We start from the raw sequence: 19,672 nt of genomic DNA on the forward strand, positions 1-19,672 counted from the left end.
TGAACGCGCCCCCAGCTGGGTCGCGCAGGGCTTCGCCGAGTACCAGAAGCGGCTGTCGCACTGGCTGCCGTTCGAGCTGGTCGAAATCGAGCCTGGCCTGCGCGGCAAGGGCCGCGATCCGCGCCGCGCCACGGAAGATGAAGGCAGGCGGGTAATCGCTGCGCTGCCGAAGAACGCTTATGTGGTGGCGCTGGATGTGCCGGGCCGCCAGCTCAGCTCCGAACAGCTGGCACAACGCCTGGAGCATTGGCGCGGGCAGGGCAGGGACCTGGCGTTCCTGATCGGTGGCCCGGAAGGGCATTCGCCGGAAGTATCCGCGTTGGCCGATGAGAAGTGGTCGATTGGACCATTGACGCTGCCGCACATGCTGGTGCGGCTGGTGGTGGCCGAGCAGCTGTATCGGGCTGCCGCAATGATCGCCAATCACCCCTACCATCGCGCGTGAAGAATGGTTATACTAGTCGTCTGCCCGAATAGCTCAGCCGGTTAGAGCACTTGACTGTTAATCAGGGGGTCGTTGGTTCGAGTCCAACTTCGGGCGCCACCTTGAGAAACCTGCATCGCAAGATGCAGGTTTTTTTTGTCGTGTTGTAGAACCGAGGCCATACTCGGCTGCATCCTCGAAGCCTGGCATGGGCTCGGCGCTACAGCGTAATCAGGCCCTTCCAGAACGCGACCAGCGTGGCGATCGCCACCGCCAGGATCGCGCCGAACAGCACCCATTCCCAACGCGTGAATACCAGCTCGCCGCGCTGGCGCCGGGCCAGTGCGAACAGCACCACGCCGGGCACGTACAGCAACACCGACAACAGCAGGTTGTCGAGGCCGCCGGCATACACCAGCCACAGCGCGTATGCACTGGCCAGCAGCGCAACCGCGAAATCACGCCAGCGCACACTGGGCTCATCGGCGTAGGCCTGCCCGCGCCAGGCCAGCTGCACGCCGAATGCCGTGGACAGGAAGTAGGGCACCAGGCTCATCGACGCAGCGAGCAGCACCAGCCCGGTGTAGCTGCCCGAACTGACCAGCACCAGCAGCAGGAACAACTGGATCAGGCCATTGCTCAACCACAGTGCATTGGCCGGCACACCACGCGCGTTCTCGCGGCCGAGGAAGGCGGGCATGGTGCCGTCGCCCGCGGCGGCATAGAGCACTTCGGCGCACAGCAGCACCCAGGCCAGCAATGCACCGAGGACGGAGATGATCGAACCGATGATGATTACCGTCGCGCCCCATTCGCCGACGATGGCGCGCAGCACATAGGCCATCGACGGATTGGGCAGCCCGGCCAGTTCGGCCTGCGACAGCACGCCCATCGACAGCAGGCTGACCAGCACCAGCAGCAGCCAGACCCCCAGGAAACCGATCACCGTGGCGCGGCCAACGTCGGCGCGGCGCGCCGCACGCCGTGAATAGATGCTGGCGCCCTCGATGCCGATGAATACCCACACGGTCACCAGCATCATGCCGCGCAGCTGCTGGCCGAGATCGCCGAGCGCGGGCGTGCCAAGGAAATCGGCACGGAACACCTCCATGCGGAACGCACCTGCTGCCAGGATCAGGAACAGCGTGATCGGCAGCAGCTTGGCCACCGTCACCAGGCCATTGACAATGGCCGCCGTACGCAGGCCGCGCAGCACCAGCAGGTGCACGGTCCACAGCAGCACTGACGACGCCGCCACGGCGGCAGGCGTGTTGCCTTCGCCGAACACTGGCAGGAAATGGCCGAGGCCGCTGAAGATCAGCACGAAGAAGCTGGCATTGCCAAGCACCGAGGCGACCCAGTAGCCCCAGGCCGCAGAGAACCCGATGTAGTTGCCGAAGCCCTCACGCGCGTATGCGTAGATGCCGGTATCAAGATCCGGCCGGCGGTTGGCCAGGGCCTGGAACACGAAGGCCAGCATCAGCATGCCGGCGCCACTGACCGCCCAGCCGATCAGCGCGGCGGCCGGCCCGGCGCTGCGCGCCACGTTCTGCGGCAATGAGAAGATGCCGGCGCCTACCATCGAGCCAACTACCAGTGCAGTCAACGCGGGCAGGCCCAGGCGTTGCGATGTCGTGGCCATGGTGATCCCCTGCGGCGGTAGTGCCGCTTGCACACGGTAGCCACGTGCCTGTGAACATGCATGCAAGGCGTGCAACGACGAAGGCCCGGGCTGCTGCCCGGGCCTCCGAAGTTGATGCGTTGAACGGTATTACTTGAAGGTGTACTTGGCGCCGACGGTGAAGTAGCGACCGATGGCGCCGCTGAAGTGCAGCGGGTTGTAGTTCACGCCACCGTAGGTGGTCGGATCGAGCGGAGCAATGCGATCGAACACGTTCTGCACCGAGGCGTTCAGTTCGAAGGCTTCGGTGATGTTCCAGCGGCCGGACAGATCGAAGGTGGTGAACGAGGAGATCTTGGTGACGTCGGTACCGTCGGCGTAGGAGAACTGGTACGAACCCTCCGGACCACGGAAATCCTTGTTGTCCATCTTGGAGATGTAGTTGGCGACGCCGCTCACGCTCCACGGCCCCTGGCGCCAGGTGGTACCGAAGTTGATCCGATCCTTTGGCGTACCGATGCAGTTGGTCACGTCGCAGTTGCCGTGGGTGCCTGCATAGTCGAAGGTCTCGTCGGAGTCGGTGCGCTCGTACTTCAGCACATGGCTCCACTGCAGGTCCATTTCCAGCTGGCCCGGGCCGATATCGAAGGTCTGGCGGATATCGGTATCGATACCGCGCACGCGCGTGGATGCCGCATTGATGTACGCGGTGTTGACCGCCAGGATGCTGCCGGTGCCAGCGATGCCGTTGATCAGGTCGATGTCACGCAGCACGTTGCCGGCGGCGATGGCATCGGCCGTGGAGCCTTGGGCGATTTCGTTGGTGCGCTTGATCTGCCAGGCATCCACGGTCATCGAAGTGGTGGAGGTCGGCTGCAGCACGATGCCCACCGAGTAGCTCTTGGACTCTTCCGGCTTCAGGTCCTTGTTGGGGCGGGTGATGATCGCGACCGGGCGCGAGCTGCAGTTGGTGCCGACATCGGCCGGCGGGCTGACGGCGCAGCGCACCGGATCGCGGGCGTTGGAGAAGGCGGCCAGGCCACCATCGCCGTTCTCGGCCGGGTTGGGGGCGCGGAAGCCTTCGGCGTAGCTGGCACGCAGAGCGATCCAGTCGGCTGGGGTCCACTTGATGCCCAGCTTCGGCGTGGCCTTGCCTTCGCCGCTTTCGTACTTGTCGTAACGCAGCGCGCCGGAAAGTTCCAGTTGCTCCAGCACCGGTGCCGACAGTTCGACGTAGCCGGCGTAGACATTCTGCGTACCGTCATAGGCCGAATAGCCCAGGCCGATGATGTCACCCTGGTCGGTGTAAGTCTGCGGGGTCAGGCTGTTGCTGGTCTTGCGCCACTCGGTACCGATTGCCAGGCCCAGCGGACCACCTTTCAGGTCCATCAGGCTGCGCGACACGGTGAAGTCGAACATGTCCAGGCTGGACTTGGCGCGTGCGCTGATGGTCGGCGAGATGTAGTCGTACAGCGCCTGCGAGTTGAGGTTGGCATTGTCGCCAATACGCCACACGCCGCCGGCACAGTTCGGGTTGCCCAGCGCGCACTGTACAGCGCTGTAGCGCAGGAACCCGGTGCGCTTGTTCACCAGATCGGTACCGGAGTGCAGGTAGGCGGTGTCGTAGCTCCAGTCACCCCAGTTGCCCTTGACGCCGACCAGGAAGCGGTTGAACTCGTTGGTGTTGTTGGTCACGCGCGGGCCGACATCCCAGGCCGAGTAGCGCAGGCGCGAGGCCTGGCCCTGGATCGGATTGTCGGGATGGGTCGGCGACAGCACCACGGCGCCCGGGCCGCTGCTGGCATTGCGCGGGCCAAGGGGATAGCCCCAGCTGCCGGAGACGCCGGACGGTGTGTTGCTGAAGATCGTTTCCTTCTTCGAGTAGCCGATCTCGGTGTAGACCTCGCCGCCTTCGCCGAAGGCGAAGCTGGCGCGGCCGAACACGTTGACGTACTTCTCTTCAGGCGTGAGATCACGGAACTGCTGCGCCGGATCCCACAGGCAGCCCTGGGCCGCCACTGACGCGTCGGTCTGGCCCGGGATGGTGGTCAGGCCTTGGCAGCCGGGCAGTGGCACGAGCCTTGCCGGATTGGTCGCTGTGACATTGCGGTCGTCATACACCGAGCCATTCGGACCGACGCCTCCGCTGGTGCGGCCATTGAGGTAGGCGCCGCCGAGGAACTGGGCATTGTTGCCATAGCCCCAAGGACGGATGTCGCCGGTGCCGATCCACTTGCGGTTCTTGCGATCGCTGATCTTGATCGCGTCGGTCTTGCCGACGTCCAGGCTGAAGAAGGCATTCCAGCCGTCAGTGGCCAGGTCGCCGGTGCCGGCGGTCAGGGTCGCCTTCTTCGCGTCGCCATCGCTGTCACCGGACAGGCCATAGGAGCCGCGCAGGATGGCGCCCTGGAAGTCGCTGCGCAGGATGATGTTGACCACGCCGGCGATGGCATCGGAGCCATAGATTGCCGAGGCGCCGTCCTTGAGCACTTCCACGCGCTCGACGGCATCGAGTGGAATGGTGCTCAGGTCGGTGAAGACCTTCTGGCCGTCGTCGGCCAGGCCGTAGGTGGCCATGCGGCGGCCGTTCAACAGGACCAGGGTCGAGCCCGCGCCCAGGCCGCGCAGCGAAATGCCGGCGCCACCGCCGGCGAAGCCGTTGCCGAAGGTCTTGGGGATGGAGCCGGAGCCATCAGCGGTCAGGGTCTGCAGGTATTCGGCAACCGTGGTCTTGCCGGTGCGGTCGATTTCCTGGCGGGTTACTACCTGCACCGGCGACGGCGTTTCAGTGTTGGTGCGCGGAATGTTCGAACCGGTGACCGTGATGCGGTCCAAGTTGGTGGCCTTGTCCTGCGCGAAGGCGGAGGTGGAAGCCGCGGCGCCAACCAGCAACAGGGTGCTGCCGGTAAGGATATGGGTGATGGACGATGCCAGAGTGCTGCTGCGGCGGCTGGCGGGCCGTTGGATCAGGTGTTTCACAGCTTCTCTCCTAACTGGAAAACCGTAGCGTTGAGGGCTGTCTCCGGAAGATTCCGGGACGGATCAATCTAGGTTTCCGGTAGGTGACGAAGTCGTGAATTTTTGCTTAATCGGTAACGGTTGATCCGGTTCCGTCCGTTGGCACGTGCAGGGAAGCGCCGGCCCGGCAGGTGCCCGGGCCGGCGATCACTTCACTCCGGCAGCGAGAACTGCACCGGCACCATGCCGATTGCCGGTACCGCCACGCCATCACGCTGGGCCGGCTCGAAGCGCCAGTGCCGGAGCACCTGCAGGCGCGCGGCCTGGTCCAGGCTGCGCGAACCGCTGCTGCGCTCGATGCTGACCCCCGTCGGCTGCCCGCGGGTGTCCACCTCTACCCGCAACAGCACAGTGCCCTGTTCGCGGTTGCGCAATGCCGCCAGCGGATAGGCCGGCGGCGGGGCGCTGCGGTACTGCAGCTGGGCACCGGCCAGTGGTGCGGAGGTATCGATGCTCGGTGCAAGCTGGGGCGGGGCCGGTTCGGCGGCCGGCAGCGCGATGCCCTGGGCTTCTTCCACGGTTGCGGTAGGAGCTGGAAGCGGCGGCGCGGCCGGCTGCGTCTGTGGCTTCGGTACGACCCGGGCGACCTCCCTGGGCTGTTCCAGCACCGGGGGCGGCGGCGTTGGCGGGATCTTCTCGATCAGCCTGACCGTGGTCTTTTCACGCGGGGCCTGCACGGCCTGGTAGGTCGCAGGGATGAGCAGCAACAGGAAGGCCAGCAGGTGCAGGGCGATCGCCGCGCTCCAGGCGGCAACGCGGGCGGGGTCGAAGTGCAGGGATGCAACGGGATACGTACGAACCATGGTCCACCTCCATGCCAGTGACGAAGTCCTCAACGCACCAGGGCCCGTGGCGGGGTTGCCGCACGCGGCTGGCAGTGCATCAGTAGCGCGCCCGGGCGGCCACTGCATAGAGGCAGGGGCACCCGTGTTGGGCTGGCCTTCAGCCACTGCCGTCGGAATGCACGAAAAAAGGCGGGTCCCCTGGGGAACCCGCCTCTGTCGGCAATGACCAACGGCTCAGCGACCCAGTTCGAACACCACGTCCAGGTTGACCGAGACGGTGGATTCACCCGGCGCGACCGGGGTGGCCTTGTCCATCGCCGCACCGGCCGCCATGGTGCGCATCATCGGCATCGGGCGGAAACCGCCATTGCTGTTCTCGGAGATGCTGACGATGCGGCGCACCTGCAGGCCCAGTGACTTGGCATAGGTCTGGGCGCGGGCTTGGGCCTTCTTCAGCGCAGCCAGGCGGGCTTCGTCATACACTGGTTCCGGCTGGTCGATCTCGAAGCTCGGGCCGTTGATCTGGTTGGCGCCCTGCGCGGCCAGCGCGTCCAGCACCTTGCCGAGCTTGGCGATGTCGCGCACCTTGAGGCTGACCGTGTTGCTGGCCTGGTAACCGGTGATCTTCGGCGCTTCGTTGTCGGCGTAGCGGTACTGCGGGTTGAGGCTGACGCCGCTGGTCTGCACGTCGCGCTCGGCGATGCCGGCGGCCTTGATCGCGGCCAGCACCTTGTCCATCTGCTGGGCGTTCTGGCGCATGGCGCTGTTGCCATCGGCAGCCTGGCTCACCACGCCGGCCGACAGCGTGGCCACGTCAGGCACGCGGGTGGCCTCGGCATTGGCCGAGATGTTCAGCAGCGTGCCCTCGGCCGGTGCGGCGATCGACGGCGAGGACGGAGCGGCATGGGCGGTCATCGAGGTTCCAAGGGCGAGGGACAGGGCGAGCAGCAGCGGGGTGGCAGTCAGGCGCATGGGATCTCCTTGTTGTGCCGTTGAGGGTGGTGTCGTAGCGATGAACGCGTTGTGAGTCCGTTCGGGGTTGAACGCGTTCCGGGACGGGTTGCCGACGATTCAGGTGGCGGCCTCAGGTTATGCTGTGCCGATGCTCTACCTAGCTTCCCGCTCCCCCCGACGCAACCAGCTGCTGGCCCGACTCGGACGCCCCTTCCAGGCATTGGATCTGGAGGTCGTCGAGCAGCGTGCGCCCGCTGAAAGCGCCGAACAGTACGTCTGCCGGGTCGCCGCCGACAAGGCGCGCGCCGGCCTGGCCCGGGTGCTGGCCAATGACCCGCAGGCGCGGGTGCTTGGTTCGGACACCGAGGTGGTGCTGCATGGCGAGGTGTTTGGAAAGCCCGCCGACGCTGCCGATGCCCGGGGGATGCTGGCGCGTCTTGCCGGGCGTACCCACCAGGTGATGACGGCCGTAGTGGTGGTCGGCGCGGACGGGCTGGACAGCGAACTGGTCATTTCCGAAGTGACCTTCGCCCCGATCGACGCTGCCGACATCGCCGCCTATGTCGCCACCGGCGAACCGCTGGACAAAGCCGGTGCCTACGCCATCCAGGGCGGGGCCGAGCGCTGGATCGAGCACCTGTCCGGCAGCTACTCCGGCGTCATGGGGCTGCCGTTGCTGCACACCGATCGTTTGCTGGCGCGCTGCGGCGTGCCGGCCCCCACCGCCGATGCCGCCAGGGAGGCTGCAGATGTCTGAGGAAATCCTGGTCAACGTGACCCCGCGCGAGACCCGGGTCGCGGTGATCGAAAATGGCATGCTGCAGGAACTGCACATCGAGCGTGGCTGGCGCCGGGGTGTGGTCGGCAACATCTACAAGGGCAAGGTGCAGCGGGTCATGCCCGGCATGCAGGCCGCCTTCGTCGAAGTCGGGCTGGAGCGCGCCGCGTTCCTGCACGCCAATGACGTGGTGCGGCCGGCGCCGGTGGCCAGTGCCGATACCGAGAACACCACCCTGCCGCCGCCGGCCAGCGTGCCGATTGTCGAGCTGCTGCGTGACGGCCAGGACATCGTCGTGCAGGTGGTGAAGGACCCGATCGGCACCAAGGGCGCGCGCCTGACCACGCAGATCAGCATTCCCTCGCGCTACATGGTGCTGCTGCCGCAGTCCAAGGTGGTGGGCGTGTCGGCGCGCATCGAGGACGAAGCCGAGCGCGCCCGCCTGAAGGCGCTGGTGACCGAGCTGTCGGCGCAGCACGGCGGCTACGGCTACATCGTGCGCACCAACGCCGAAGGCCAGCCGGCCGAGGCCATCGCCGAGGACATCGCCTACCTGTCGCGCGTGTGGAACGTGGTCGAGCGCCGTGGCCGCGAAGCGCCCTCGTGCAGCATCATCTATGAAGACCTGAGCCTGCCGCTGCGTTCGGTGCGCGACCTGATCCGCAAGGATGTGGACAAGGTGAAGGTGGACTCGAAGGAGACCTTCGGCCAGCTGCAGGCCTTCGTCGCCAAGTACATGCCGGTGCTGGCCGAGAAGCTGGAGCTGTATTCCGGCGATCGCCCGATCTTCGACATGTTCGGGGTGGAGGACGAGATCGGCCGCGCGCTGGACAAGCAGGTGCCGCTCAAATCCGGCGGTTACCTGGTGATCGACCAGACCGAGGCGATGACCACCATCGACGTCAACACCGGTTCGTTCCTCGGCCAGCGCAACCTGGAAGAAACGGTGTTCCGCACCAACCTGGAGGCTGCGCAGGCGGTGGCGCGGCAGCTGCGGCTGCGCAACCTGGGCGGCATCATCATCATCGACTTCATCGACATGGATGATGCCGAGCACCGCCGCCAGGTGCTGCGCACGCTGGAAAAGGCGCTGGCGCGCGACCATGCCAAGACAACAGTCTATGACTTCTCGCCGCTGGGCCTGGTGGAGATGACCCGCAAGCGCACGGTGGAAAGCCTGGAGCGCCAGCTGTCGGAAACCTGCCCGCAGTGCAGCGGCCGCGGCAGCATCAAGACCACCGAGACGGTGACCTACGAGATCTTCCGCGAGATCACCCGCGCGGTGCGCCAGTTCGACGCCGCGCGCCTGCTGGTGATCGCCTCGACCAAGGTGGTCGCGCGCATCACCGACGAGGAATCGGCGGCGGTGGCCGAGCTGGAGGAATTCCTCGGCAAGAGCATCCGCTTCCAGGCGGACGAGCAGTACCTGCAGGAGCAGTTCGATGTCGTTCTGCTCTGATCCTCGCCGGCTGCAGGCCGGCGGTGGCCGATGAGCGCGCCGCCGCGCCTGCGACTGCGAAGGATCCGCCGTCATTTCATTGCCGCCTGTGCGGTGGGCCTGGTCGGGCTGGCACTGCTGGTGGGCACGCTCAGCCAGCTGCTGCCGCTGGCCGAGCGCCACCCCGACAGGATTGCGGCCTGGCTGAGCGAACGTGCCGGCCAGCCGGTGCGTTTCGACCAGCTGCAGACGGCCTGGACCCGTCGTGGCCCGTTGCTGCAGCTCAAAGGCCTGCGTATCGGCGCGGGCCGCGGCCTGGCCATTGGCGAGGCCGAGGTGCTGGTATCGATGTACAGCGGCCTGTTGCCTGGCCGTTCGCTGACCGAGTTGCGCCTGCGTGGGCTGGCGCTGGACCTGCAGCAGGATGCAAGCGGTCGCTGGTCGGTGCGTGGGCTGCCACAGTCCGCCAACGGTGGAGATCCGCTGGATGCGCTGCGCCGGCTGGGCGAGCTGCAGGTGATCGGGGGGCGCCTGGGCGTGCACTCGCCGACGTTGGGCATCGACACCACGCTGCCGCGCATCGACCTGCGCCTGCGGGTCAATGGCGATCGCCTGCGCGTGGGCGTGCGCGCCTGGGCCCAGGCCGAAGCGCTGCCATTGACTGCGGTGCTGGATGTGGACCGCACGCGTGGCAACGGCGAGGCCTGGCTGGGCGCCGATCCGGTCGATTTCCATGCCTGGTCTCCGCTGTTGGCGGCCGGCGGTGTGCGCCTGCGCGAGGGCAAGGGCGAACTCAACCTGTGGTTGACCCTGCGCGATTTCGTGCCGGTGGCGGTGACCACGGATTCGGACCTGCGCGACGTGCGCATCGATGGCGCACCGATACCCGGCATGGCGGCGCCGCAGCTGCAGCTGCAGCGACTGCAGGCCCGCCTGCGCTGGCAGCGCCAGGCCGAGGGCTGGGCGCTGCAGGTACCGCGGCTGCGGCTGAAGAATGAAGACGGCGAGCAGCGCCTCGATGGCCTGCAGCTGCAGGTCGGCAATCAGCTGCGGGTGCGTTCCGGTGAAGTGCAGGCCGGCATCGCGCTGCGTGCGCTGGCCCTGAGCGATCGCCTTGAGCCGGGCCTGCGTCGCTGGCTGTTCCTGTCCAGGCCGCAGCTGGACGTGCGCGCGTTGCAGCTGGCCGGCGAACGCGATGGCCCATTGTGGGCGCAGGGTGAACTGCAGTCGCTGGGCTTTGCCAGCGTCGGCAATTCACCGGGGCTGCGCGGCCTTGGCGGGCGTTTCGAAGGCGATGCCAACGGCTTCAGCCTGCAGCTGCAGCCGCAACGGCAGCTGCAGTTCGATTGGCCCACCGGCTTCGGCGTGCGCCACGACCTGCAGCTGGCCGGGCAGATCGTGGGGTGGCGCGATGAAGGCGGTGGCTGGCGCATCGGCACTGCCGCGATGCGCGTGGAAGGCACCGACTATGCGGCCGACGTGCGTGGCGGTGTGTGGTTCCAGGGCGACGGTACGCGGCCGTGGCTGCAGCTGGCGGCCAAGCTGGACGACGTGCCGATGACGGCGGCCAAGCGCTTCTGGATCCACTCCAAGATGAGCAAGGGCGCCACCGACTGGCTGGACATGGCACTGGCCGGCGGCCAGGTACGCGGCGGCGTCGGCCTGGTCACCGGTGACCTGGACGACTGGCCGTTCGACAACAACGATGGCCGCTTCGAGGCCACCGGCCACATCACCAATGGCGACATCCGTTTCCAGCATGATTGGCCGCTGATGAGCCAGGTCGATGCCGATATCGCCTTCATCGGCCCCGGCTTCGACATGCATGGGCGCGGCGACCTGGCCGGCGTGGCGGTGCAGAAGTTCGAGGCGGGCATCCAGGATTTCGGGCAGCAGCCGCTGTACGTGCGCGCCGATGCACAGAGCGAGGCCGGCAGACTGCTGGCCATGCTGCGGCAGAGCCCGCTGCACAAGGACTATGGCGATACCCTGGACAACCTCACCGCGGCGGGCCCGGCGCATGTGACCTTCGATCTGCTGCAACCGCTGCACCACGATGAAGGCGGTGGCCATCTGCAGGGGACGGTCGACCTGGCCGGCGTGAAGCTGGTCGACAAGCGTTTCCAGCTCGCCTTCGACAACATGCACGGGCAGGCGCGCTACAGCAATGGCGGTTTCGATGCCGAGGAACTGTCGGTGCGCCACCTCGGCCAGGACGGCCGCCTGAGCCTGCGTGCTGGTGGCTACGTGCACGACAGCAGACTGGCCTTCGAATCGAAGCTGTCGGCCACGCTTGACGCCGGCGTGCTGATCGACCGCGCACCGGAGATGGCCTGGCTCAAGCCCTACATCACCGGGACCTCGCCGTGGACCATCGCGGTCAACCTGCCCAAGGTGGCGCCAGGTGCTCCTGCGCCGCCCAGCGAGCTGCGCTTGAGCTCCGATCTGGTCGGCACCCGGCTGGATCTGCCGGCGCCGCTGGACAAACCGGCTGCCGAGCCGCTGGCGACGAGCGTGGCCGCACAGCTGCCGATGGGTGCCGGCCGCATCGATGTGGCGTTCGGCCAGCGCCTGGCGCTGGCCGCGCGCAGCCACAACAACCAGACCGGCGTGCAGGTGACGCTGGGCAGCGACCATGTCGATCGCGAGCCGCCGCCCAGCGGATTGACCGTCAACGGCCGCAGCCCGACCCTGGACGCATTGGAGTGGATCGGCCTGGCGCGGGGCGGCAGCGATGACAACACGATGCCGCTGCGTGCGGTGGACGTGCAGGTCGGTCAATTGAAGCTGATCGGTGGCGTTTTCGAGCAGACCCGGTTGCAGCTGCGTCCGGGCCCGCAGGCGCTGGACGTGCGCCTGGCGGGCCCGTCGCTGGCCGGGCGCCTGACTGTCCCCAATGCTGACGGCGGCACCATCAGCGGCCAGCTCGACCGTGTGCACTGGCAATCGCTGCCGGCAGCTCCGGATGCACCGGCCGCACCGGCCCGGGTCCAGGCCGGCGCCAACGATATGGACCCGGCCAAGCTGCCGCCGTTCGCGCTGGACATCGCCGACCTCAAGTTCGGCAAGGTGGTGCTGGGCCAGGCGGTGCTGCGCACACGACCGTTGGCCAATGGCCTGAACGTGGACGAGCTGCGCTTCCGCGCGCCGGACCAGGAGATCGACATCAGCGGTCGCTGGCTGGGCCGTGCCGGCGGAGCCCGCACCGAGCTGACCGCCCAGGTGCGCAGCGAGGATCTGGGCGGACTGATGCAGAACCTGGACTACGGCGGCCAGCTGCGTGGTGGCTCCGGCCAGGCCCAGCTGCAGGCCACCTGGAGCGGGGGGCCGTCGGACTTCCAGCTGGGCAACCTGCAGGGCCGCCTGGACCTGCACGCACGCAACGGCCAGCTGCTGGAGCTGGAGCCGGGTGCTGGCCGCGTGCTGGGCCTGCTCAGCGTGACCCAGCTGCCGCGGCGCCTGATGTTCGACTTCCGCGACTTCTTCTCCAAGGGCTTCGCGTTCAACCAGATCGACGGCGGCATGCAGTTCGGCCAAGGCATGGCGCGCACCGACAAGGTGCTGATCGAAGGCCCGGCAGCCAACATCACCATCCGCGGCCAGGCCGACCTGCGCAACCAGCAGTTCGACCAGACCATCGACGTCAACCCGCGTGCCGGCAATCTGCTGACCGTGGTGGGGGCAGTGGCCGGTGGCCCGGTGGGAGCGGCGTTGGGCGCGGCCACCAATGCGGTATTGTCCAAGCCGTTGGGCGAGATTGGCGCCCGTACCTACAAGGTGACCGGTCCATGGAAGGAGCCCAAGGTGGAAGTGATCGAACGCAGCCGCGACAAGGCTACCCCCCCCGCGCCGGCACCGGCGCCGGCCATTCCACCGACCGTTACCGGCCTGCCGCGCCCACGGTGAGCGCGGCCTTCCTGTTCACGGGGCTTGCCTGAGCGCCCCCGCATCCCCAGATCGAGAACCATGACTGACATCGCCCTGACGCTTGCCCAAGACCGCCTGCTGCGCCCCGGCGGCCTGGATACCGCTGGCCTGGAGCGCACCTTCGGCCAGTTGCTTGGCCCCGGTGTGGACTTCGGTGATCTTTACTTCCAGCATGCCCGCCGCGAGAGCTGGAGCGTGGAAGACGGCATCGTCAAGGATGGCGCCCATTCCATCGAACAGGGCGTGGGCGTGCGGGCAATTTCCGGCGAAAAGACCGGCTTCGCCTATTCCGATGACATCCACGCCGACGCGCTGCTGGCGGCGGCGCAGTCGGCACGTGCGATCTCACGCGAAGGCGGCGCCCAATCCGGGCGATCGCTGCTGCGTGGCAACGCGCGCGCGCTGTACCCGGCGCTGGACCCGATCGATGGTATCGGCAACGAGGCCAAGGTCGAGGTGCTCAAGCGCCTGGATGGCTACCTGCGTGCCGCCGACCCGCGCGTGAAGCAGGTGATGGTGAGCCTGTCCGGCGGCGTCGACACGGTGCTGATCGCACGCAGCGACGGTGTGCTGGGTGCTGATGTGCGGCCGCTGGTGCGCCTGAACGTACAGGTGATCGTCGAGCACCACGGTCGCCGCGAGTCCGGCTATGCAGGCGGCGGTGGCCGCTACGGGTATGAAGAACTGTTTGCGGACGGGCGCCCCGAGGCCTTCGCCCGCGAGGCGCTGCGCCAGGCGCTGGTGAACCTGGACGCCGTTCCGGCTCCGGCCGGGGTGATGCCGGTGGTGCTCGGTCCGGGCTGGCCGGGCGTGCTGCTGCATGAAGCGGTTGGCCACGGGTTGGAAGGCGACTTCAACCGCAAGGGCACCAGCGTCTACGCGGGCCGCATCGGTGAGCGCGTTGCCGCCCCGGGCGTGACCATCGTCGATGACGGCACGCTGGACGGACGCCGCGGTTCGTTGAACATCGACGACGAGGGCCATCCCAGCCAGTGCACCACGCTGATCGAGGACGGCATCCTGGTCGGCTACATGCAGGACAGCCTCAATGCGCGCCTGATGGGCGTGGCGCCTACCGGCAATGGCCGCCGCGAATCATTCGCGCACATGACCATGCCGCGCATGACCAACACCTACATGCGTGCCGGCCAGCACGACCCGCAGGAGATGATCCGTTCGGTGAAGAAGGGCCTGTACGCGGTCAACTTCGGCGGCGGCCAGGTCGACATCACCAGCGGCAAGTACGTGTTCTCGGCGACCGAGGCCTACCTGATCGAGGATGGCCGCGTCACCACGCCGGTGAAGGGCGCGACCCTGATCGGGAACGGTCCGGAAACCATGCAGAAGGTGCGCATGGTCGGCAATGACCTGGCCTTGGACGAGGGCGTGGGCGTCTGCGGCAAGGATGGGCAGAGCGTGCCCGTGGGTGTCGGCCAGCCCTCGCTGCTGATCGAGGGCATCACCGTCGGCGGTACCCAGGCCTGAGCCGGGCGATGGCCAGCGCCACCGCCCCGACCGGCGCGGACTCAGTCCTCGTCGGCTTCGTCGGTCTCGACGTGGCCGGCGTCTTCGTCGCCCGCCGTCTTCAGGCCCAGCGCGGCCGGCAGCATCAGGCCGCGCAGCACCTGGAAAATCTCACGGTAGGCGCGCGGCGGCTTGTTCCTGGCCTTTTCGGCCTGCGCGTTGCGCACCAGCGTGCGCAGCTGCTGGCGATCGGCCTGCGGATAATCGTCGAGAAGGGCCGCCAGTGCCTTGTCACCCTCGGCCAACAGGCGGTCGCGCCAGTCCTCAACGCGATGCATCATTGCCACTTCGCGGCGGCCGGTCTCGCTGTTGGCGTCCAGCGCGTCGCGGATCGCATCCAGCGTGGCCTCTTCTTCGCGCCGCATGTGCTTGGCCAGGAACGCCAGCTGGCGCTTGTGGGCGATGTGGGCGGTGATGCGCTTGCACTCGGCGATATGCGGCAGCAGGTCTTCCGGGATCGGCAGGCGCGCCAGCTGGGCCGGGGTCAACGACACCAGCTTCTCGCCCAGGGCCAGGACGTCGAGCGCGTCGCGCCGGTTCTGGCTGCGGCTCTTGTCGTGGAATTCACCGGTTTCTTCGTCGCGTCCGCGCATCGTCCATACCTGATTTCAAAAAAGTCGCCCGGCGTGATGCCGGGCCCAACCCGTACAGGATAAAGCATTGAACGTGATCGCCCCTGAAGTGGTCGTCGGCGACGACAGCGCGGCCCGGCTGGAACGGCTGGCCGACCTCTCCCAGCAGCTGCTCGACCGTGCCCGCTCGCTGGGCGCCAGCCAGGCCGAGGTCAGCTGCAGCGAGGATCGTGGCCTGGAGGTCAATGTCCGCCTTGGCGAGGTTGAGACCGTGCAGTCCACCCGTGACCGCGGTATCGCCGTCACCGTCTATTTCGGGCAACGCAAGGGCAGTGCCAGCACTGGCGACCTGAACGAGGCCAGCCTTGCCGCCACGGTCGAACAGGCCTGTGCGATCGCCCGGCATACCGAAGATGACCCGGCTGCCGGCTTGGCCGAGGCCGCGTTGATGGCCACCGACTTCCCGGATCTGGATGCCTGGCACCCGTGGGCGCTGCAGGCCGACGAGGCGGTGGACCTGGCCCTGGCCTGTGAGAACGCAGGCCGCGAGGCCGATGCGCAGATCCGCAATTCCGACGGCGCTTCGGTGTCAAGCATGCAGAGCCTGTCGGTCTATGCCAATTCGCATGGTTTCATCGGCCGTGAGCGCGGCACCCATCATTCGGTGGGCTGTGCGCTGATTGCCGGCCAAGGAGATGGCATGCAGCGCGATGGCTGGTACACCAGTGCGCTGGCCCGCGAGGATCTGGAGGAGGTGGGCCTGGTCGGTCGTCGTGCTGCCGAGCGCACCGTCGCCCGCCTGCAGCCTCGCTCGATGGCCACCGGCAGCATGCCGGTGTTGTTCGCCCCGGAAGTGGCGCGCAGCCTGGTCGGCCACCTGTTGTCGGCGGTGTCTGGCGGTGCCCTGTACCGCCAGGCCAGCTTCCTGCTGGACAGCGTCGGCCTGCAGTTGTTCCCCGGCTGGATGCAGATCGAGGAACTGCCGCACCTGCGCCGTGGCCTGCGTTCGGCCGCCTTCGATGGCGATGGCGTGGCCACCCGAGCTTCGGCGCTGGTCCGTGACGGCGTCCTGCAGCGCTACGTGCTGGGCAGCTACTCGGCACGCAAGCTGGGCCTGCAGACCACCGCCAATGCCGGTGGCGTGCACAACCTGCAGTTGGCCGCCAATGCTGGCGCGCTGCAGGACATCACCCGGCAGATGGGCAATGGCCTGCTGGTGACCGAGCTGATGGGGCAGGGCGTCAACGGGGTGACCGGCGACTATTCGCGGGGCGCCGGTGGCTTCCGGGTCGAGAATGGCGAGATCCAGTACCCGGTGGATGGCATCACCATCGCCGGCAACCTGCGCGAGATGTTCAGCAGCATCGAAGCGGTGGGCAGCGATGTTGACCCGCGCTCGCACATCCGCACCGGCTCGATCCTGGTGGGGCGGATGACCATTGCCGGTAATGATTGATGGCGTCGATGGCGTAAGCTATGCCCGCCTGACGCAGCCAGCTTGGTGCTGGTGGGTCAAGACCACCCAATGAAAAGGAGTTTTGTCGTGAGCGAATTCGATAACGTCCCGCCGCCGCCGGCGACCACCGAGGCCCCGGCCGACCAGCGCACCATGGCGCTGGCTGCGCACCTGCTGGGCATCTTCACCGGCTTCATCGGCGCGCTGATCATCTGGCTGATCAACAAGGATGATGCGGGCAAGGCCTTTGTGACCGACCAGGCCAAGGAAGCGCTGAACTTCCAGATCACCGTGGCCATCGCCATGGTCATCTGCATGATCCTGACCATCGTCGTCATCGGCGCGATCCTGATGCCGATCGTTGGTCTGGTCAGCCTGGTGTTCTGCATCATTGCCGCCGTCAAGGCCAACAACGGCGAGGCGTACCGCTACCCGTTCGCGCTGCGCCTGATCAAGTAAGTTCGTCCGCACGCGGATACATGCAACGCCCGGCATTGCCGGGCGTTGTTGTTTGGCGCTCGTGCCGGGCCAAGCGCGGTGAGCGCAGTGCGGCAGCGTCGCCGCCAGCAATCAGTGATTGCGCTCCACCGCCAGCGTTGCCAGCGCGCGCAGCGGATCGGCTTCCTCGCCATGGCCGGCCAGGGTTGCCTGCATGCGCGCTGCCAGTTCGCGCAGCTGTGCCTTGGCGCCGTCCATGCCCAGCAGCGCCGGGAAGGTGCTCTTTTCCTGTGCCTGGTCCTTGCCGGCGGTCTTGCCCAGTTGTTCAGAACTGGCTTCCACATCCAGGATGTCATCACGGACCTGGAAGGCCAGGCCGAGTGCATCGGCGAAACTGTCGAGCTGGGCCAGCTGCGGTTCGTGGGCCTGGCCGCACAGCGCACCCATGCGCACCGCCGCGCGGATCAGGGCGCCGGTCTTCAGCGCATGCATGCGGGTCAATGCCGCCAGCGTCTGTTGCTGGCCGGTGGCATCGATGTCCAGCGCCTGGCCGCCGCACATGCCGGAGGCACCGGACGCGTGGGCCAGGGTCTGCAGGCAGGCCACGCGCAGCGTGGCCGTCAGCGGCGCATCGGCCAGCAGGCCAAAGGCACGGGTCTGCAGGGCGTCACCGGCGAGGATCGCGGTAGCTTCGTCGAAGGCGATGTGGGTGGTCGGCTTGCCGCGGCGCAGGGCATCGTCGTCCATCGCCGGCAGGTCGTCATGCACCAGCGAATAGGCGTGGATCAGCTCGACGGACATCGCGGCCGCGTCCAGGTGCTCCAGTTGCGCGCCGAACAGGTGGCCACTGGCGTACACCAGCAGCGGCCGCATGCGCTTGCCGCCACCCAGCACCGAGTAGCGCATCGCCTGGTGCAGGCGCTGCGGGGCCTCGGCGGGCGAGGGCAGGGCGGCGTCGAGCTGGCTCTCGATGCGGTCGCGCCAGCGCGCGAACAGGGCTTCAGCCGTCATGGCTGGGCGGATCGAACGGCTCGGATGCTTCCGGCTGCGCCGGATCGCTGAGCAGGCGCACGCGCAATTCGGCCTGCTCCAGCGCCTGCTGGCACTGACGGTACAGACCGACGCCGCGTTCGTAAGCACTGAGCGAGGCTTCGAGGCTCAGCTCGCCGGTTTCCATCTGCTCCACCAGCTGCTCCAGCGATTCGAGCGACTGCTCGAACTGGGCGACCGGGGAGGCGTTTTCGGGGGACTTCTTGGCCATGCGGCAAGTGTGGACGGGCTGCGCGCGGGGGTCAATTCACCAGCCGCCGGGACGCCACTGCAGCTGCGCGTCGTGGGCCTGCAACCAGGCCTGCAGGGGAGCTGCGATGACCACGTCGGCGGCGGCAAGCAGCTGCGCTCCATCGAAGACCAGCGGCAGCTGCGCGCGGCGCCACGGGGCAAGACGCTCACGTTGCAGGCAGTCCTTCAGCGCGTGCGAATGCTTGCGGCCAGGTAGCAGGATGCGCTCACCGCCCGCGCGCGCACGTACCTGCAATGGGCGTTCGAAGGCCGGGGCGCCCTGCAGGCGCAGTTGTCCGCCATCGGGCAGCGCCAGCGGCACGCGTCCGTCCCATTCGGCCTGCCACGCGGGGGGGAGCGCAGGTAGCCGGGCTGGCAGCAGGTAGGCGTGGTCGCGCCATTGCTGGATCGCGTGATCGTGCCAGCGCACACGGGCCTGGCGATCGTTGCCGGCCGGCAGCAGTTCGTCCAGGCCCTGCTGCAGCACCGTGGCCGGCAGTGGGGCGGCACCATGGCCGATCACCCAGGCGCGCAGCACGCGCGCGGCGCGTCCCGGTGACACCTGACGCAGTAACTGCAGCGACAGCACGCGTGGAGCGACTTCCAGGTGTGTGATCAGCTCGGCGTCTTCTTCATCCAGCAGTTCGCGGGTCTGCCGGCAATGCAGGACGCTGCCGGCCAACGCGGCGGCGGCGTGCGGCCAGCGCTGGCGCAACAGTGGCAGTACCTGCAGGCGCAGGAAGTTGCGATCGGCGTGGTCTTCGGCGTTGCTGGGATCCTCGATCCAACGCAGCGCGTGTTGCCGGGCATAGTCGAGCAGTGCGGTGCGCGGTGCATGCAGCAAGGGACGCCACAGGCGGTGCGTACCGAGCTGACTGTCATCGGCCATCGCGGCAAGGCCATCGACACCGGAGCCGCGCAGCGCGCGGAGCAGGAAGGTCTCGGCCTGATCGTCCTGGTGCTGTGCCAGCGCCAGTGTTTCGCCTTCGCGCAGTTCAGCAGTGAACGCTGCACGTCGTGCTTCGCGCGCTGCGCCTTCGAGGCCCAGGCCTGTGGTTTTGTCGATCTGTACGTGGCGCACGGCCAGCTTGATGCCCAGTGCTGCGCACTGCTGCTGGCAATGCCGTACCCAGTCGTCGGCTGCTGGTTGCAGGCCGTGGTGTACGTGCACCGCACGCAGCGCCGTGCCGGAAGCCTGGGCGCAGCGCCACAGCCAGTGCAGCAGCACGGTGGAGTCGACACCACCGCTGTAGCCCACCAGCAGCGGCGAATCCAGCGGAACGAGGGCAGGGAAGGCGGTCACGGCGGCAAGTATAGGGTTGCTCGGCAGGGCTGCGCCCTGCACCCGCTACAATCCAGAGCAACGGCAACGGCAACGGCAACAGCAACAGCAACAGCAACAGCAACAGCAGAAGCTGGTTTCCTGAGGGTAGGCGGGGTAGGTCCGGTTGCGGGG

General features: G+C 67.5%; 15 protein-coding genes and 1 tRNA gene. 8 read left to right on the forward strand and 8 right to left on the reverse strand.

Annotated elements, in window-relative coordinates:
* The coding region (gene rlmH / locus N5C25_RS17125; RefSeq protein WP_279937399.1) for a 23S rRNA (pseudouridine(1915)-N(3))-methyltransferase RlmH at nucleotides 1-445 on the forward strand (445 nt) is incomplete at its 5' end.
* Nucleotides 446-467: 22 nt separating this feature from the next.
* Nucleotides 468-544, forward strand: a tRNA-Asn gene (locus N5C25_RS17130).
* 100 nt (nucleotides 545-644) lie between these two features.
* On the opposite strand, the gene N5C25_RS17135 is transcribed toward N5C25_RS17130, so the two are convergent.
* The 4 genes from N5C25_RS17135 to N5C25_RS17150 all read right to left on the reverse strand — a co-directional run bounded on the left by N5C25_RS17135 (nucleotide 645) and on the right by N5C25_RS17150 (nucleotide 6,820).
* Nucleotides 645-2,066, reverse strand: coding sequence for a basic amino acid/polyamine antiporter (locus N5C25_RS17135; RefSeq protein WP_058982163.1), 1,422 nt, complete (start codon nucleotides 2,064-2,066; stop codon nucleotides 645-647).
* A gap of 129 nt (nucleotides 2,067-2,195) precedes the next feature.
* Nucleotides 2,196-5,024 (reverse strand): TonB-dependent receptor, encoded by a 2,829-nt coding sequence (locus N5C25_RS17140; protein ID WP_058982166.1) that lies wholly within the window; start codon nucleotides 5,022-5,024, stop codon nucleotides 2,196-2,198.
* Between the two features lie 191 nt (nucleotides 5,025-5,215).
* Nucleotides 5,216-5,866: an energy transducer TonB gene (locus N5C25_RS17145; protein WP_019662108.1), complete on the reverse strand. Its 651-nt coding sequence runs from the start codon at nucleotides 5,864-5,866 to the stop codon at nucleotides 5,216-5,218.
* A gap of 216 nt (nucleotides 5,867-6,082) precedes the next feature.
* The gene (locus N5C25_RS17150) at nucleotides 6,083-6,820 is read right to left on the reverse strand and encodes an SIMPL domain-containing protein (RefSeq protein ID WP_021204307.1); all 738 of its coding nucleotides are present in this window, start codon (nucleotides 6,818-6,820) and stop codon (nucleotides 6,083-6,085) included.
* A gap of 130 nt (nucleotides 6,821-6,950) precedes the next feature.
* Between N5C25_RS17150 and N5C25_RS17155 the strand changes: the two genes are divergently transcribed.
* The 4 genes from N5C25_RS17155 to tldD are packed head-to-tail and all read left to right on the forward strand — an operon-like array spanning nucleotide 6,951 to nucleotide 14,430.
* Nucleotides 6,951-7,559, forward strand: a complete 609-nt coding sequence (locus N5C25_RS17155; RefSeq protein WP_021204306.1) for a Maf family nucleotide pyrophosphatase — start codon at nucleotides 6,951-6,953, stop codon at nucleotides 7,557-7,559.
* Entirely contained in the window at nucleotides 7,552-9,039 is a 1,488-nt protein-coding gene (rng, locus tag N5C25_RS17160; RefSeq protein WP_019662105.1) for a ribonuclease G, read from the forward strand. The genes N5C25_RS17155 and rng overlap by 8 nt, the downstream gene beginning before the upstream one ends.
* A gap of 30 nt (nucleotides 9,040-9,069) precedes the next feature.
* Nucleotides 9,070-12,924, forward strand: coding sequence for a YhdP family protein (locus N5C25_RS17165; RefSeq protein ID WP_279937402.1), 3,855 nt, complete (start codon nucleotides 9,070-9,072; stop codon nucleotides 12,922-12,924).
* A 60-nt stretch (nucleotides 12,925-12,984) separates the two neighbouring features.
* On the forward strand, nucleotides 12,985-14,430 hold the full coding sequence (gene tldD / locus N5C25_RS17170) for a metalloprotease TldD (protein ID WP_019662103.1): 1,446 nt from the start codon (nucleotides 12,985-12,987) through the stop codon (nucleotides 14,428-14,430).
* A 41-nt stretch (nucleotides 14,431-14,471) separates the two neighbouring features.
* Here the strand turns inward: tldD and yjgA are convergent, their stop codons facing one another.
* Entirely contained in the window at nucleotides 14,472-15,062 is a 591-nt protein-coding gene (gene yjgA, locus N5C25_RS17175; RefSeq protein WP_019662102.1) for a ribosome biogenesis factor YjgA, read from the reverse strand.
* 67 nt (nucleotides 15,063-15,129) lie between these two features.
* Here yjgA and pmbA point away from each other — a divergent pair, with 67 nt between their 5' ends.
* Together pmbA and N5C25_RS17185 are read left to right on the forward strand one after the other, a co-directional pair.
* Nucleotides 15,130-16,497, forward strand: coding sequence for a metalloprotease PmbA (pmbA, locus tag N5C25_RS17180; protein WP_058982170.1), 1,368 nt, complete (start codon nucleotides 15,130-15,132; stop codon nucleotides 16,495-16,497).
* 87 nt (nucleotides 16,498-16,584) lie between these two features.
* Nucleotides 16,585-16,956 carry a DUF4870 domain-containing protein gene (locus N5C25_RS17185; RefSeq protein WP_019662100.1) on the forward strand — a complete coding sequence of 124 codons (372 nt, stop codon included), beginning with the start codon at nucleotides 16,585-16,587 and terminating at the stop codon, nucleotides 16,954-16,956.
* Nucleotides 16,957-17,067: 111 nt separating this feature from the next.
* Here the strand turns inward: N5C25_RS17185 and N5C25_RS17190 are convergent, their stop codons facing one another.
* From N5C25_RS17190 to tilS, 3 genes are read right to left on the reverse strand one after another with little or no spacing between them, the layout of a single operon-like run.
* A complete protein-coding gene (locus tag N5C25_RS17190; protein ID WP_058982172.1) occupies nucleotides 17,068-17,946 on the reverse strand; it encodes a farnesyl diphosphate synthase in 879 nt (292 codons plus the stop codon).
* Complete coding sequence (locus N5C25_RS17195; protein ID WP_005410522.1) at nucleotides 17,936-18,196, reverse strand: exodeoxyribonuclease VII small subunit; 261 nt, start codon at nucleotides 18,194-18,196, stop codon at nucleotides 17,936-17,938. Before N5C25_RS17195 ends, N5C25_RS17190 begins: the two co-directional genes overlap by 11 nt.
* Before the next feature lie 36 nt (nucleotides 18,197-18,232).
* A complete protein-coding gene (tilS, locus tag N5C25_RS17200; RefSeq protein ID WP_279937405.1) occupies nucleotides 18,233-19,519 on the reverse strand; it encodes a tRNA lysidine(34) synthetase TilS in 1,287 nt (428 codons plus the stop codon).
* Nucleotides 19,520-19,672: the final 153 nt, after the last annotated feature.

Origin of the sequence: Stenotrophomonas sp. GD03958, from assembly GCF_029839005.1 — a bacterium.
Lineage (GTDB): Bacteria > Pseudomonadota > Gammaproteobacteria > Xanthomonadales > Xanthomonadaceae > Stenotrophomonas > Stenotrophomonas hibiscicola.